This is a genomic window from Sphingobium sp. TomMM15 (assembly GCF_055397045.1).
This window is the reverse complement of sequence record NZ_AP027315.1, coordinates 475001-490618: the sequence shown is the minus strand read 5'-3', so window position 1 is coordinate 490618 and position 15618 is coordinate 475001. Positions and strand designations below refer to the sequence as shown.

Here is a 15618-nt window from a genome sequence, read left to right as displayed (position 1 = left end):
ACCTCATCAATGGGCACGAAGGTCGTTAGCAAGCACAGGAGAGAAGTTCCCAGTCTGGATGCCGACACAACGCGTGAACCCTCTTCGCCCGTTATCGCATCGCCACACGGCAGATAGATCCGTCCGGGATCTGGAAAGCTTGATAGCGGCCCATCTTGAACAGCTTGACGCGACGCTTAACACCCATATCAGCTCCCTGGCCTTGCTATATCATATGTCAGCTGAGAGCGCCTATCTTATCGACACCGTCATTTTCGGCCTGTTACTAAAGCATTTTCGAAGCAGATGGCATCATCTGCTGGCTCGGAAAATGCGGGAAACAAAAGACAAATAGAGCATGATCCGATTCAGTCTGATCGGATCATGCTCTAGTCTTGCAGGTGTCGCTGCAAATTCAAGCTTGGCGTTTCAGCCCGTGGCTGCATTGGACCACTATTTTCGCCTCAACCACCGCAGGGACGACGCTCGGGGACTATGCCACGCGATCCCCGGCACTCGGTATTTGCGAAATGTGCGATTAACCTCTCCTTTCTCCTCCTCCGTTTTGCTGTCGGGCCATGGGGTCAGAAATAAGTTCATCCACTGCGACGCTTCGCAATCTGCTGGAAGTGTCGCGCGGACGCGAAGAGCACGAGCTGTTCGAAGATCTGCTACGCCGACCGGTGTACGCATCGAACGCATTATATCGCAGGGACAAACGACGCCCGCTGACCGCCCTTATGTGCAGGAGTGGGATGAATGGGTGCTGATCCTGGCAGGCTCTGCCGAAGTCACTCTGGAGGGATTTGGGCAGAGAAGCCTAATCCCAGGTGATCACCTATTCATTCCCGCAGGTGTGCCGCATCTCGTGATCTACACAGCCAACCCAAAAATTTGGCTGGCCATCCATGTCGGTCAGCCACGGCCGACGGGACACTGAGGGCAGCCACACTGTCGCTGTTGCTGTCGCGGCCAAGACGGTCAACATCGTCAACAGCGGCACTATCCAGGGCGGCGCTGGCACCGATTACTTCCCCAACACGCCGATCATCGACAATGCGATTGGCCAGCCCAACGGCTATCTGGCAGGAGCCATCCATACCAGCGGCGACCAGCTTGAGGATGAGAGCGGCTACCTGCCCTCGACCGATCATGTGACGAACACCGCCACCGGCGTCATCATCGGCTCTATCGACCTGAATGCTGGTGATGACCGGATCGACAATGCCGGGCAAATCAGCGGCGATATCTACATGCGCGAGGGCAACGACGCGATCGTCAATGCGGGTACCATCACCGGAACGGTACGGATGGGCGAGGGCAATGACAGCTTCACGCACCTGCTGAGCTCAGCCGTGCTGAATGGAACGGTCGATGGTGGCGCGGGGGAGGACACGCTTTCCTTCGATATCACCGGTACGACCTACACCGGGTCGATTGATCCATCACTCCGTCAGCTGTTCGCCAGCTTTGAAGTCGAGAAGATCATTGGCACAGGCAAGGTCGTCGTTCAGCAGACGGTGGAAGTCTCTGGCGGTGGTGAGCTGAACTTGACTCAAGGGTCGAGCATCGTCGTGGCGCCGGGTCAAACCGCGATCAGCGGCGGCACGCAAAGCGTCAGCATCTCGAATAGCGGCGAGGTCGTTGGCAATGTGGACCTTGGCGAAGGCGACAATCTTCTGACCAACGCGACCGGCGGCTCCATCACCGGCAATATCATCACCGGCAACGGCGCGAACACGATCAGCAACCAGGGCGGGGCGATCAACGGGAATGTCGTGGCTGGAAGTGGCACCGACAGCCTCGTCAATAGCGGCACTATCTCGGGCAATGTCGATCTTGGCGCGGGCGCCGATATGCTGACGATCGGCACCGGCGGCAGCTTCGGCGGCACGGTTGCTGCAGGCGGCGGGACCGATGTCCTCGCCTTCAATACCGGCAGCAGCTATGCGGCCCAGACGACGATCGACGGTTCGGCGTTCACGGGCTTCGAGCAGGTGAATAACACAGCTGGCGTCAACAGCTTCACCGGCGACCTCAATGTCGAGGAAGTAACCGTTTCAGGCGGCCGCTTCATCGGTCAGGCAGGATCAACCCTGACCGGATCGGTTGATGTCACCAGCGGCGGTACTTTCGGCACCGCAGGGACTGTGAGCGGCGACGTCACGATCGGCACGGGCGGCACGCTGTCGCCGGGCGCATCTCCTGCTATCATGACGATCAATGGCAATCTGACCATCGCCAACGGCACGACCACCACCTTCGAATTCGTTCCTATCGGGCAGAGCGATCAGATCATCGTCAATGGCGGCTCGGTAACGATCGGCGATAACACGACTGTCAATCTCACCGGCTCGCTGACACCTGGCGCGTCGCGTGACCTGATCGTGGTGAACGGCGGCGGCGCCATCACTGGCGACTTTGACATCGTCAATCGTGATCCGGGCATTGTAGGCGTCCTCCGCAACAATGGCTCCACCTTGCAGTTACTCGGCACCTTCGTGGCGCCCACCGGGATCTCCACCCAGGCCAATGCTGCTGTCGGTTATGTCAACGACCTGCTAATCGCGGGAACCGCGAGCACTGCGCTGATCAATGCCGTTCCGACACTGTTGACCGGTGGCACCGCGAATGCAGCGGCCTTCGGGCAGCTGACGCCCGAAGCTTATGCCAGTGCGTCTCAACTTGGCGTGGAGCAGGGACTGGCACTAGCGAAGGCGGGCCGCGCAGGGCTTGCCGAAACCACGCGCGAGACAGCTGGTCTCTTCAGCTTTGCGCAGGGTCTGGGCGACTGGCGCACGCTTAAAGGTCGTGGTTCAGTTGGCACATCGACGGCCAAGAGCCACAGCTATGGTGTCGTTGGCGGCATCGGCTTTGGCAGCGCAACCGGATCCATCGGTGCGTTCATCGGCTATATCGACAGTCGCCAGACGATCGCGCGCCTTGGTGCACGGACGAACTCCGATGGCCTGGTTGCAGGTCTTTCGGGTCATTTCATGAGCGGTGGCTTCGACGGGACAGTGACGATCGCCTATGATTGGAGCGAGGCGAACACCCGCCGGGCGGTACCCGGCGCCACCGCCCTCTCCGGCGACTATCGCCTCCGCAGCTTGGTGCTCGACGGTACGGTCGGCTACAGCTTCCCTATGGGCAGTTGGGGGGTCCATCCCGAAGTGGGCGTCACTCATATCTCCACCCGTCGTGGCTCGGCGAGCGAGACAGGCAGCGCCGCTTTCGCCCTGTCTGTGGATGGCAACAAGACCAGCGCGACCTTTGTCGACGGCGCCCTCAAGCTGAAGGGCGGCACTGGTGAAAGCGCGATGTTCCACCCATGGGCATCGGTAGGTCTGCGTCACCAGCTCGAAGGTGAACGCTCCGCCGCTCGCGCGGGGTTTGTCGGCAACGCCGAACGGTTCACGGTCATCGGGGCGGGCCGCAAGGAAACCATGGCAACGCTTGGCGCTGGCGCTAGCTATGACCTTGCTGCGGGACTCAGCCTCTATGGCGCTTATCAAGGCGAATTTGGTGGAGGTCAGAGCCACAACGTCAACGTTGGCGTGCGCTTCGCCTTCTAATAGCAAGCTCTACGAGAACTCTTGAATTCGCAACGGCGCTGCTGACCGCAAGGTCGGCAGCGCTAACTTTATAGCGCTTTCGGGAGAAAATCGCCTTGAGAACGCCCAGCACGACACATGCTCATTCAGGCCGAGTAAGCGTTCCCGATTCCAGCCGTTTATTCATAATCACGATCCCGTCAGATTACCCTGATGCAGCAGGCCGGAAATTGACAGCGCTTGCGGTGCCGAGGGTTTCCGGGGGCGCGCTCTGCCGTCAGTGCCTCGCGACGGGGAAATCTGCGAAACCAGTTTTGAAGTTCCGTTGCGTCCCACATAATGACGCCAGAGATCCGATCAATTCTAAGAGATAATGCTGAACAGTATGCCGGATTAATCAAGATCATTGATCTATTTTAATAATCGAAATGACGTACTCAACGATTTCGCTTCGAGGTTCAGTACCCAGGAGAGTGGCTTTCTTTTGCAACGCTGCTTGCTTTTTACTTTTACTTGACATTCCAACTGCTAAAAGAGACTTACTGGATTTTGTCTGCTTTATGACTACAGGGGGAATTCTGTGCGTTTCCATGTTCGCGCCGCTGCAGTTGCTGCAGCTCTTTTGGCAACTGGCCTGGCCATCGTACCGGCTGAGGCTGGCACTGGATGCAATGGCGTGGTCAACATCTTCGTCTGGGGCTGCGCTCCCTGGGACAATAATAATGGGCCGCAATTCCCCTATCACCGTAAGAAGCAGGTCGATATGCGCGTACCTGCGGGAGCCAAGGTCCACGTCAAGGACGGTGCGGCGGTTGTGGAATTTAACGGCCAGAAATATCCGATTGTCGGTGGCGCAGGGGTCGTTTCCGCGGGCGGCGCTAATGTTGTGTCAGCCGGAGGGGCGAACGTCGTCTCGGCTGGCGGCGCGAACATGAAAGTTTGGGTGCAAAACTGAAGCTGCATCTCGGGAGGATGGCGAAGATCTCGGCCGCCCTGGCTTTCACGGCGACCGTAGGTTCATTAGCCCCCATCGCCTATGCGGTTGTGAGTATCCGCTGCTGTGCAATCGCGGGCAGCGGAGCTGAGTGGACCGGCTGGGTTCTGATTGGTCTCCTCGTCCTTCTGACAGGAACCGCTTCAGCGGCCTTTACTGCGGCGATCGCCGAGTTCTGCACTCGCGGGGCGCGGCGGCGCTGAAGTAAAGAGACATGAACGCGCGTATTGCGACCGCACCTGGCCGAACGAGGTGGCAAGGGATGGGTGCGCGCCACTTTGGGGGAGTAGATAAATTGATCCGTAAAATGCTGATCGGCCTGACGGCCTTATGTATGGCTTCTGCCGCTGTTGCCGGCGATCCCTTCGAAGATGCACGTTATTATCTCGGTGTTAAACAAAATGCGGAGGCGCTGAAGATTGTCGATAGCGGGCAGTTCGATGTGAACATGCAAACCGATGAGGGATACAGCCTTCTTCACTACGCAGCCGACGCCGGCAATCTCGAGATGGTAAAAGCGCTGCTCGCTCGCGGTGCCGATCCAAACCTAAAATCAAGATCCGGCAGCACGCCTTATCAGATGGCTATCGGTACCATGGTGCAGGCAGAGATCCGCAAGGCCATGGCCAAAGCTTCGACCGTAGCGGGAATAACGGGTCAGGTGGGCGCCGCTGCGGGCGTCCGCTCGCAGCCAACTACCTCTGGTGGAAATGGCATGTGCGCAATGGTGCGCTCGGAACCCGTGAATGACGGGCGCTCCCCTGCCATGCGTCCGCTTCTGAAAGCGAAGGATGCGATCTGGTACAATCATCCCGACGAACTCGCCGGATTGATCGAGGACTGTGTAGGCGTTGACGATCAGGATCAATATGGCTGGACGCTACTTCACCATGCAGCCGATCGGGATCGGGTTGCCTTGGCCAAGATCCTTCTGGATCACGGAGCTAAGCGGAATATTCGCAACAAGGATGGCCAAACCGCGCCCCAACTCGCTACCTCGCCCGAGATGAAGGCGCTGCTGGGTTCTGCGGTTGTTAAGCCTGCCACTACAACGGCGCCCGCAGCCAGCCGCAAGGTGGAATGTCAGCAGAAATATCGGGCAGACGCTGCTCTCTCCTCCGACACGACAGGGAAGATGCGCGCCATGCGACGATGGCAACAGTGCCTGGATACAGGCCGTTACTGGTGAAACTCTTTGAGCCGCTGACGGATATCCCTGACGGTTTTTAGCCTGCATCCGGCATTAAGCCGAGCGGGCCCTGTCCGGCGCAGGCGCACCTATGGTGCCCAGGTCGAGATGCTGTGTGGCGCCTTGGCAGCATTCGGCTGGTCACGATTACGGCCATCTCCATGGTAGGTCTGCCTACGGCAAGGCGGTAAGAACAGATGCCGATATCATCGCGCTGATCTCGGCGCTCACCGAATTGCGCGGTGCGCAATCCAACCCGTGTAATTTGCCTCCGACGGCTTATCTGCAAAGCGCTTCGGGTGACAAAGCCCTTTTCGGCCGCTCAACGGTCAACTTTCGCTCCTTAAATGCGGGAACGTCCGGTTCCGGCGACTGTCGATCAAACTCTTGCCGTTTCAGGACTCCGGTCGGGACGGCTGCCGAAACCCGTCATTCACGTTTCGTTGAGCAGACCGGCAAAAGTAATGCCTTCATTTTAGCCGTTCAATTCAAGGTGGCGAAGGCAACCTGGCGCGTCCGGTGTTGCCGCCGCTGATCAACTGCCGCCTTGCCACGTTACTTCACGAACTCTCCGCGGTTCTGTGAAATTTCATTTTCGTAGCGAACCGATTTTTCGCCGGGTTGTGCGGCCACGCCTGGATCACATTTCAATGTAGATGCAGGGCTCGATCCTGTCTGACAGTTCAAAGGATATATCGGTCCTGACGCCTAAACGTCGAAGCCTTCGTAGCTTGTAGGACCTTGACAACCACCTCGACGCGGTTCTCGGATATAGAGCCGATCAACCGCACAATCGGGGCCAGCATTGTAGACTTAGAGCCAATTTGCGATCCTGCCTTGGAGCTGCGAGCATCACGCCGTGCGATTAACGTTTTAAACCATTGACCCTAAATCTGTCATGGGGCCCAGCACCTTCATCGTCTCCGCCCGGTGGTCGTTGGCTTTTTTAAAGTCAGCAGAAATGACGATCGCCGGTAATTATCATCTAAGAGGTTCGAGCAATGATAGACCGCCGTAATTTTCTGAACACGGGAATATTGACGGCAGCCGGGGCGCTGATCGTCCCTGCGCGCGCTGCGGAAACCCCGGCGACCCTGTCGCTCTCGCTCAATGGATCGGCGCAAGGGCCGCTGGTGCCCCGCGACTTCGTCGGCCTGTCCTACGAGACGCAGCAGCTTGAAACGCCCGATTTCTTCAACGCGCGTAACCGCCCGCTGGTCCGCGCTTTCCGTGACCTGACGCCCGCTGGCATTCTGCGCATCGGCGGCAACACCAGCGAGTTTTCCTGGTGGAAAGAGAGCCCCGGCGACAAGCAGCCGCCGCGTATCGAACGGCCGATCAAGCCGGGCCAGCCGCGCCCGGACCTCAGCTACGCCGTCACGCCAGCAGCCATCGATGCGCTCAAGGGCTTCCTGGATGCGATCGGATGGCGCTGCATCTACGGCCTTAATCTCGGCAATGGTGTGCCGCGTGACCTGGCGCGCGAGGCAGCCTATGTCCAACGGCGGCTTGGCAAGCGGCTGGTCGCGTTCGTCATCGGCAATGAAGTTGACGTATTCAGCTCGCACCTGCGCGATCCCAAGACCTGGGGTCCCGACGCCTATCTTGCCGAATGGCTTGCCGCTGCCCAGGCGATCACGGCGGTCAGCCCGGATGTCCGCTTCATCCTGCCCGACGTCGCTTACAAGCTCGACTGGCTGCCCGCCGTCGCCGACCGCTGGGCCTCGATCAAGAATCCGCCGCGGATAGAGGCACTGTCGCATCATTTCTACAAGGGCGGTCCCAACGATCCGCGGATCAAGCCCGACCGCCTCCTCCTGCGCTCGACCCGGGAAGCCCAGGAAGGCAAGCTGACTAGCGACGCCGCGCGCAAGATGGGTGTTGCCTACCGCATGACGGAAGGCAACACCGCCTACCACGGTGGCAAGCCGGGCGTGTCGGATAGCTATGTCGCCGCGCTCTGGGCCGCTGATTATATGCTCCAGCTCATGTCGCTGGGCTATTCCGGCGTGAACCTGCACGGCGGCGCTGGCCCTGCGGTTGCCAACTCGGTCGGCGGCCTTGCGGGCGAAAAGATGCTGCCCGACGCGCAGCCCCGCCCGCGCCCCTTCTACACGCCGATCGGCAATATGGACGGGCAAGTGCAGCCGCAGCCGGTCTATTGGGGCATGAAGTTCGCCGGGCTGTTCAGCGGCGCACGCATGCGGACCGTCCAGTTGGACGCGCAGGGCCTCAACGTCGTCGCCTATGCAGCCGACACGGCTCAGGGCACGCTGCTCGCTATCCTTAACAAGGAAGTCGGCACCGACGTCCGCCTGCCGCTGCCCCGCCACCAGAGCGTCGCCGCGTTGAGCGGCCCGTCCCTCGACAGCCGTGAGACCCGCCTGGACCTCGGCTCCCGCAGCGTCGCTGCTGGTGCTGTCGACATTGTGCGGTCATCGGCCACTATTGTCAGATTGAGCAAAGTCGTTGCGGCTGTTTGATTGCAGCTTCGGATCCTGCCGGGGTTGGCGTCGTCAAACGCGGCAGGCCTGAAACCTAACAGGGCGAGCTTTTCTGAGTACTCGAAGGAGCTCGATGACAGCCGCAAGCAGTGCTAAAAGTATACGGTTGAGTGCATTATCCTCCCCGCTTGGATAGGTGTCTCGTTATAGCAGCGTATAGGGAGAGGAACGGTGATGAGCAGTGGCGAGTGGACGCGCCGCGATCACCTTGCGCGAGCCATGGCGCAAGGATCTAGAGCGTTTCAAGAATGAAGCGGGGTTAGAGCGCATACGATTTCACGGCATATTCAACGATGAACTTGGCGTTGGCGCGGGCGGCAATTTTCAAAATGTAAACGCAGTCTACGACGGGCTTCTGGACAGAGGCATTCAGCCATTCGTGGAGTTCAGCTTCATGCCGCGCGGACTGGCGAGCGGAACCAAGGACTTCGGCTTTTATCGCGCCAATGTAACGCCGCCTACCTCATCTGAAAAATGGGGAGAACTCGTCGAGAAGTTCATCCGCCAAATTATGCAGCGCTACGGCAGAACTGAGGTGCGGCAATGGTATTTCGAGGTGTGGAACGAGCCTAACCTCAAGTCCTGGTTCTGGACCGGCAGGCAGGAAGAATATTTCGCGCTTTACGTGGCGGGAGCGAAGGCGGTGAAGGCAGTTGATCCTGCGATAAGGACCGGTGGCCCGGCAACATCCGCCGTGCAATGGATCCCGCAGTTCCTGAACTTTTGCGAGAAAAACAATCCGTGTGAAGATTGGTCGCGAAGCCGACCGTCTCGTCATCAACGAAGAGGAGGTCGCGCTGGTCCGCCGAATCTTCCAGCTATACGCGGATGACCATAGTCTTAAGCAGATCTGCAAGATCCTGAACACGGAAGGGATCTCATCTCCCTGCGCACGGGAGCGCGGAAAGTATAGTGCAGGCATCTGGAATCCATCCAGGCTCTTGGGGGAAGTGAAGCTGGGTGAAGGCATTCTCAACAACGTGATCTATATCGGTCGGCGCGTCTTCAACCGTCGCAAGTGGGCCGAGATTCCGAACGAGAATCGCGGCTTCTCACGCCGCCCGCGCCTCAATCCGGAAAGCGAATGGATTGTGCGCTATGAACCAGACCTGCGCATCATCGATCAGCAGCTCTGGGACCGGTCAAAGCTCGCCAGGCGGAAGCCCGCGCGGCTCGGGACGTGAACTTCGGCCTCATCGGAAATCCACTTGCTGGCGCCAAGCGAGCTGCCCATTTTTCTCAGCGGTCTGGTGCGCTGCGGCGTCTGCGGCGACGATTTCGTCAGCGTCGGCGGTCGGCGGCGGTTCAAGGCCGCCAATAGGCAGGTGCGTAGCAACCGCTCGATCACCAGCAACCATCTTGAAGAGCGGGCTTTGTCCGGCCTGCGGGACCGTCTGCTCACTCCAGACATCATCTGCCGCTTCGCTGTGCATCTTCAACGCGAGCTCGATGCGGAGCAGCGTGCGGCCTATGGCCGCCGCGATGAACTCGAAGACGCGCTGGTCGAGACGCGTCAACGCGCCGCCAAAATTCTCCGCCGGGTCGAGGAGGACGAGGCTGCACTGCGCTCACTCACCACACGGCTCAAGGAGCTGGGGGCCGAAGAGGAACAGCTGGAACGCGAATTGGCGGAGCTGCCGGAGCGCACGGTGATCCGCCTCCCTACTAATTACGAAGCTATCTACCGCACCGCTATCGCCGAACTTAAGCAGCATCTGGCCACGCGTGAGGCCAATGTCTCGCTTAGCGCGATCCGCGCACTGATCGAGGGTGTGGTTGTCCACGCGGGCAACTGCCGGGGCGGCAAGCATCGCCGACTAGAGTGTAAGCGATGTTTCGCACCCACCTTGCATGACGCGGTGATTGAGGCAGACGGTGGGCGGTATGGAAGCCTACAGCCTTACGAGCGCACTGGACACCCGCACTGGAGTTGGTCTGGAGCCTGTCCGCCGTCCTGAGGTGCTCGGCAGCATGGCAGGTCGGCGACGGATCTGGACGCTGGAGCAGAAGCTGGCGATAGTCGGGGAGATGGCGCGTTGCGGCAACATCGCCGAGTTCTCCCGCCAGCACGACATTCGCACATCGTTGCTCTACACTTGGCGCCGGGAGCTGCGCTATGCGTTGGAAGCGGGTCGGGCCGCCAGCCATGCGGAACCGATGTTTGTGCCGGTCATGGCCGACAGTCCCAAGCCATTGTCGAGCGATGTCGCAATAGAGGTTGAGGTAGGAGGCGCCGTCGTTCGGATTGGACGTATGGCTAAGGCCGATCTGGTGGCGGCGGTGATCCAGGCGTTGCAGGTACAGCGATGATCGGGATCGGTCCGGGCACGCGGGTCATGGTGGCGACACGCCCGGTCGATTTTCGCAAAGGGCCTGATGCCCTGGCGGCGCTGGTGAGCGCGCAATATGGCGGCGATGCATTTTCTGGCGTGATCTACGTCTTTCGGGCCAAGCGTGCCGACCGGATCAAGCTGATCTGGTGGGACGGGACCGGCCTGTGCCTGATGGCCGAGCGTCTTGAGCGAGGCGGCTTCAAGTGGCCTGGCATCCAGGACGGCGTGATGCGCCTTTCTGACGCCCAGTTGGGTGCGCTTCTGGAGGGATTGGACTGGCGCCGGGTCCATGGCGGCCGTCGGCCGCAGGCCCCGCAGATTGCCGGTTGACGGGGCTCTGCCCTACTGATTCACTCTTTCCATGCTGACGCAAGCGGACCTGCCTGACGATATGGACGCGCTCCGCGCGCTCGTTCTGGAGCAGTCCCGGCTGTTGGTGGAGGAGCGGGCAGCATCTGAGGCCGGGCTGACAGAACTGGGCGTTGCCAAGGGTGAGGCAGACGCCGAGATCGAGCGTCTTCAGTCGATCATCGATGCCTTCATGCGGCACCGTTTCGGTCGCCGGTCCGAGCAGCTCGATGCCGATCAACTGCAGCTGGGACTGGAAGATGTCGAGATTGCCCTTGGACATGCCCGTGCTGCCAGAGAGGTTGTGGCACCGCGGTCTCGCAGCGATCAGCCACGTAAAACCAACCGCGGCTCCTTGCCCGCGCATCTCGAGCGGATCGAACAGATTGTCGATATTGAGGAGAAGGCCTGCCCTTGCTGCAGCGGGACGCTTCATCAGATCGGCGAAGATGTTGCCGAGCGGCTAGACGTCGTTCCCACGACCTTCCGCGTGCTCGTGACACGACGCCCGCGTTATGGCTGTCGCTCCTGTGAGGGCGCGATCGTCCAGGCTCCCGCTCCGGCGCGGATAGTCGAAGGCGGGATCCCGACCGAAGCGCTGATCGCCTAGGTGCTGATATCGAAGTATGCCGATAATGTTCCTTTATATCGACAGGCTCAGATTTATGCCCGGCACGATATCAGGCTTGATCGCTCCACCCTGGCGGACTGGGTGGGCCGGGCAGCATGGTATCTGCGGCCATTGCGTGACCGAACGCTTGAAGAGTTGCGGCGATCCGAACGCCTGTTTGCCGACGAGACCACAGCGCCGGTGCTTGACCCAGGACGCGGCAGAACAAAGACCGGCCAGCTATGGGCCTATGCCCGCGATGATCGGCCATGGGGTGGCGTAGGTCCGCCGATGGTCGCCTATGTCTATGCGGCAGATCGGAAGGCCGAACGCCCCGACACCCATCTCGGAGATTTTGCAGGCATCCTGCAAGTCGACGGCTATGGCGGATACACAGCGCTTGCCAAACGCCGCAGACAGCAGCTCAGCCTCGCCTTCTGTTGGTCACATGTCCGGCGCAAATTCTATGATCTTGCGGCCAGTTCCCCGGTCGCGACCGAAATCCTGCGTCGGATCGCCATGCTCTATGCCATCGAGGATGAGGTGCGCAGCTGCGCGGCTGAGCAGCGCCGCAGCCAGCGCGTCGAATGCAGCCGCATCATCGTTGAGGATCTCAGGCTCTATCTGGACGCCCGGCTCCGCCAGATCAGCGCCAAGAGCAAGTTAGCCGAAGCCATCCGCTATGCGACATCGCGCTGGGATGGCCTCGTCCGCTTCATCGACGATGGTCGGATCGAACTCGACACCAACACCGTCGAGCGATCAATCCGCCCCCTGGCTTTGAATCGAAAGAATGCTCTCTTCGCCGGCTCCGACGAGGGCGGCGATAACTGGGCGATCATCGCCACGCTCATCGAAAACTGCAAGCTGGGCAGCATCAATCCGCATGACTGGCTGAACCAGACGCTCACCGCGCTCGCCAACGGCCACCCCGCCAATCGCGTGCATGAGCTCATGCCCTGGATCGCCGTGGGCTAAGAACACCGCTTACACTAGAGTTGCACGGCGACCTGTTCCAAATGGTCGCGCTTACTAAGGCTGCTGTTGCTGGAAGCGTCAAGGTTCAGAACGCACGAAAGGCCCAGTTCCATGGAACTGGGCCTTTAAGTGGTACACCGTTGGTTGCGGGAGCAGGATTTGAACCTGCGACCTTCAGGTTATGAGCCTGACGAGCTACCGGGCTGCTCCATCCCGCGTCACCAAATGCAAAAGGGCGGCTTTATGGGCCGCCCTTTTGTGAACATGTGATGGGTTTTTATTTCAAAGCGCAAGCTTCAATGCCTGGCGACGCCCTACTCTTCCGGGGCTTGAGCCACAGTACCATCGGCGCAGTCTGGTTTCACGGCCGAGTTCGGGATGGGATCGGGTGGGTCACAGACGCTATGGTCACCAAGCAATGAAGCTTGCGCTTTGGGTTATAGTCGATGCCGTGCACGGTATTTGGTATTTCTATTTGTTATCTGGCTTGAGGTGATCACCACGCTCAATGGCTGACGCTGTTTCCAGCATTGTCATTGATGGTGGGACTCTCAGGCGCGATCAGAGCAATTAGGACCGGTTAGCTCCATATGTTACCACACTTCTACATCCGGCCTATCAAGGTCGTGGTCTACGACCGCTCGAAGAAATCTTATCTTGAGGGAGGCTTCCCGCTTAGATGCTTTCAGCGGTTATCCCGTCCATACATAGCTACCCTGCTGCGCCCTTGGCAGGACGACAGGTACACCAGAGGTATGTTCAACCCGGTCCTCTCGTACTAGGGTCAACTCCTCTCAAATTTCGACGCCCACGGCAGATAGGGACCAAACTGTCTCGCGACGTTCTGAACCCAGCTCACGTACCACTTTAATTGGCGAACAGCCAAACCCTTGGGACCTGCTCCAGCCCCAGGATGTGATGAGCCGACATCGAGGTGCCAAACGATTCCGTCGATATGAGCTCTTGGGAATCATCAGCCTGTTATCCCCGGCGTACCTTTTATCCGTTGAGCGATGGCCCTTCCACGAGGGACCACCGGATCACTATGACCGACTTTCGTCTCTGCTCGACTTGTCAGTCTCGCAGTCAGGCGGGCTTATGCCATTGCACTCTAACAGACGGTTTCCAACCGTCCTGAGCCCACCATCGCGCGCCTCCGTTACTCTTTAGGAGGCGACCGCCCCAGTCAAACTACCCGCCACAGAGGGTCCCTGCACCGGATAACGGTGCGAGGTTAGACATCAGAAAACAACAGGGTGGTATTTCACCTATGGCTCCACGACAACTGGCGTCATCGCTTCAAAGCCTCCCACCTATGCTACACAGTTCTTTCCTAATGCCACTCTGAAGCTGCAGTAAAGGTGCACGGGGTCTTTCCGTCTAACCGCGGGTACTCCGCATCTTCACGGAGAATTCAATTTCGCTGAGCATATCCTGGAGACAGTGGGGAAGTCGTTACGCCATTCGTGCAGGTCGGAACTTACCCGACAAGGAATTTCGCTACCTTAGGACCGTTATAGTTACGGCCGCCGTTTACCTGGGCTTCAATTCAGAGCTTGCACTCCTCCTCTTAACCTTCAGGCACCGGGCAGGCGTCAGGCCCTATACGTCGTCTTGAAGCCGACTTAGCAGAGCCCTGTGTTTTTGCTAAACAGTCGCTACCCCCTGGCCTGTGCCCCCCACAAAAAGTTGCCTTGATGTGGGGCCTCCTTCTTCCGAAGGTACGGAGGCAATTTGCCGAGTTCCTTCAGGATACTTCTCTCAAACGCCTTGGTATACTCTACCATTCCACCTGTGTCGGTTTAGGGTACGGTCTATACGGAGGGGCTATTTCCTGGGACAACTTCACTGCCCGGACCAATCCAATAAGGCCGAACAATTTACGCCATCCGTCACACACCTCCAGGCCCACGAATATTAACGTGGTTCCCATCGACTACCCCCTTCGGGCTCGTCTTAGGGGCCGGCTTACCCTGCTCAGATTAGCTTTAAGCAGGAACCCTTGGAATTTCGGCGACAGTGCATCTCACACTGTTAATCGCTACTCATGTCTGCATTCGCACTTCCGATACCTCCACGACCCATTACCAGATCGCTTCAACGGCCTACGGAACGCTCCGCTACCGCGTGATCGTAAACGATCACACCCTAAGCTTCGGTGCACGTCTTGAGCCCCGTTACATCTTCGCCGCAGAACCTCTTATTTAGACCAGTGAGCTGTTACGCTTTCTTTAAAGGATGGCTGCTTCTAAGCCAACCTCCTGGTTGTTTTGGAAGTTCCACATGCTTTCCCACTTAGACGTGACTTGGGGACCTTAGCTGTAGGTTAGGGCTGTTTCCCTTTTGACGACGGACCTTAGCACCCGCCGTCTGTCTGCCGAACTAGACTCGTTGGTATTCGGAGTTTGGTTAGTATTGGTAGATCTCGCGACCCCCGCAACCATCCAGTGCTCTACCCCCAACGGCAATCATTCGACGCTCTACCTCAATAGATTTCGCGGAGAACCAGCTATTTCCCGGCTTGATTGGCCTTTCACCCCTAAGCACAACTCATCCGATAATTTTTCAACATTAAACGGTTCGGTCCTCCAGTGCGTGTTACCGCACCTTCAACCTGGTCATGCATAGATCGCCGGGTTTCGGGTCTAATGCATCAAACTCTGTCGCCCTATTCAGACTCGCTTTCGCTGCGCCTACACCTAACGGCTTAAGCTTGCTTGATACACTAAGTCACAGACCCATTATGCAAGAGGTACGCGGTCAGGTCTCAAGGACCCTCCCACTGCTTGTAGGCATCCGGTTTCAGGTACTGTTTCACTCCCCTCATCGGGGTGCTTTTCACCTTTCCCTCACGGTACTGGTTCACTATCGGTCATGTACGAGTATTTAGGCTTGGAGGGTGGTCCCCCCATGTTCAGACAGGGTTTCACGTGCCCCGCCCTACTCAAGTCCTGTTGTTTCGCTTTCGCATACGGGACTGTCACCCGCTATGGTCAAACTTTCCAGAATGTTCTGCTAACTAAACAACAGGCACTGGCCTGGTCCGCGTTCGCTCGCCACTACTAACGGAATCTCGGTTGATGTCTTTTCCTCCGGGTACTGAGATGTTTCAGTTCCCCGGGTTCGCTT

General features: G+C 58.7%; 9 protein-coding genes, 1 tRNA gene, 2 rRNA genes and 1 pseudogene (1 of these 13 running past the window's edge). 10 read left to right on the top strand and 3 right to left on the bottom strand.

Features of this window, described 5'->3' with window-relative positions; genetic code table 11:
- Positions 1-887: 887 nt before the first annotated feature.
- The 10 genes and pseudogenes from ACZ51H_RS14980 to tnpC all read left to right on the top strand — a co-directional run bounded on the left by ACZ51H_RS14980 (position 888) and on the right by tnpC (position 12489).
- Positions 888-3554, top strand: coding sequence for an autotransporter outer membrane beta-barrel domain-containing protein (locus ACZ51H_RS14980; protein WP_464802913.1), 2667 nt, complete (start codon positions 888-890; stop codon positions 3552-3554).
- A gap of 601 nt (positions 3555-4155) precedes the next feature.
- On the top strand, positions 4156-4488 hold the full coding sequence (locus ACZ51H_RS14975) for a hypothetical protein (RefSeq protein WP_460988524.1): 333 nt from the start codon (positions 4156-4158) through the stop codon (positions 4486-4488).
- Positions 4489-4834: 346 nt separating this feature from the next.
- Entirely contained in the window at positions 4835-5716 is an 882-nt protein-coding gene (locus tag ACZ51H_RS14970; RefSeq protein ID WP_464802912.1) for an ankyrin repeat domain-containing protein, read from the top strand.
- A gap of 1001 nt (positions 5717-6717) precedes the next feature.
- Entirely contained in the window at positions 6718-8199 is a 1482-nt protein-coding gene (locus ACZ51H_RS14965; RefSeq protein WP_464802911.1) for a hypothetical protein, read from the top strand.
- A 202-nt stretch (positions 8200-8401) separates the two neighbouring features.
- On the top strand, positions 8402-9052 hold the full coding sequence (locus ACZ51H_RS14960; protein WP_464802910.1) for a GH39 family glycosyl hydrolase: 651 nt from the start codon (positions 8402-8404) through the stop codon (positions 9050-9052).
- On the top strand, positions 8964-9404 hold the full coding sequence (locus ACZ51H_RS14955) for a recombinase family protein (protein ID WP_464802909.1): 441 nt from the start codon (positions 8964-8966) through the stop codon (positions 9402-9404). Before ACZ51H_RS14960 ends, ACZ51H_RS14955 begins: the two co-directional genes overlap by 89 nt.
- Before the next feature lie 24 nt (positions 9405-9428).
- On the top strand, positions 9429-10178 hold the full coding sequence (locus tag ACZ51H_RS14950; protein WP_464802908.1) for a hypothetical protein: 750 nt from the start codon (positions 9429-9431) through the stop codon (positions 10176-10178).
- Positions 10179-10191: 13 nt separating this feature from the next.
- A complete protein-coding gene (locus ACZ51H_RS14945; protein WP_464802907.1) occupies positions 10192-10530 on the top strand; it encodes a transposase in 339 nt (112 codons plus the stop codon).
- Entirely contained in the window at positions 10527-10883 is a 357-nt protein-coding gene (tnpB, locus tag ACZ51H_RS14940; RefSeq protein ID WP_464802906.1) for an IS66 family insertion sequence element accessory protein TnpB, read from the top strand. Before ACZ51H_RS14945 ends, tnpB begins: the two co-directional genes overlap by 4 nt.
- 31 nt (positions 10884-10914) lie before the next feature.
- Positions 10915-12489, top strand: a pseudogene (gene tnpC / locus ACZ51H_RS14935) (IS66 family transposase).
- A 141-nt stretch (positions 12490-12630) separates the two neighbouring features.
- On the opposite strand, the gene ACZ51H_RS14930 reads toward tnpC, so the two are convergent.
- From ACZ51H_RS14930 to ACZ51H_RS14920, 3 genes are all read right to left on the bottom strand, one after another.
- Positions 12631-12707: transfer RNA gene (locus tag ACZ51H_RS14930), tRNA-Met, on the bottom strand.
- A gap of 83 nt (positions 12708-12790) precedes the next feature.
- A 5S ribosomal RNA gene (gene rrf, locus ACZ51H_RS14925) occupies positions 12791-12905 on the bottom strand.
- Between the two features lie 134 nt (positions 12906-13039).
- Positions 13040-15618, bottom strand: a 23S ribosomal RNA gene (locus ACZ51H_RS14920); it runs 220 nt beyond the window's last position.

Bases quoted from the DNA above. Each gene is read 5' to 3' on its own strand.
- tnpB (WP_464802906.1), top strand. From the start codon at position 10,527: ATGATCGGGATCGGTCCGGGCACGCGGGTCATGGTGGCGACACGCCCG.
- ACZ51H_RS14945 (WP_464802907.1), top strand. From the start codon at position 10,192: ATGGCAGGTCGGCGACGGATCTGGACGCTGGAGCAGAAGCTGGCGATA.
- ACZ51H_RS14980 (WP_464802913.1), top strand. From the start codon at position 888: ATGTCGGTCAGCCACGGCCGACGGGACACTGAGGGCAGCCACACTGTC.
- ACZ51H_RS14970 (WP_464802912.1), top strand. From the start codon at position 4,835: ATGCTGATCGGCCTGACGGCCTTATGTATGGCTTCTGCCGCTGTTGCC.
- ACZ51H_RS14965 (WP_464802911.1), top strand. From the start codon at position 6,718: ATGATAGACCGCCGTAATTTTCTGAACACGGGAATATTGACGGCAGCC.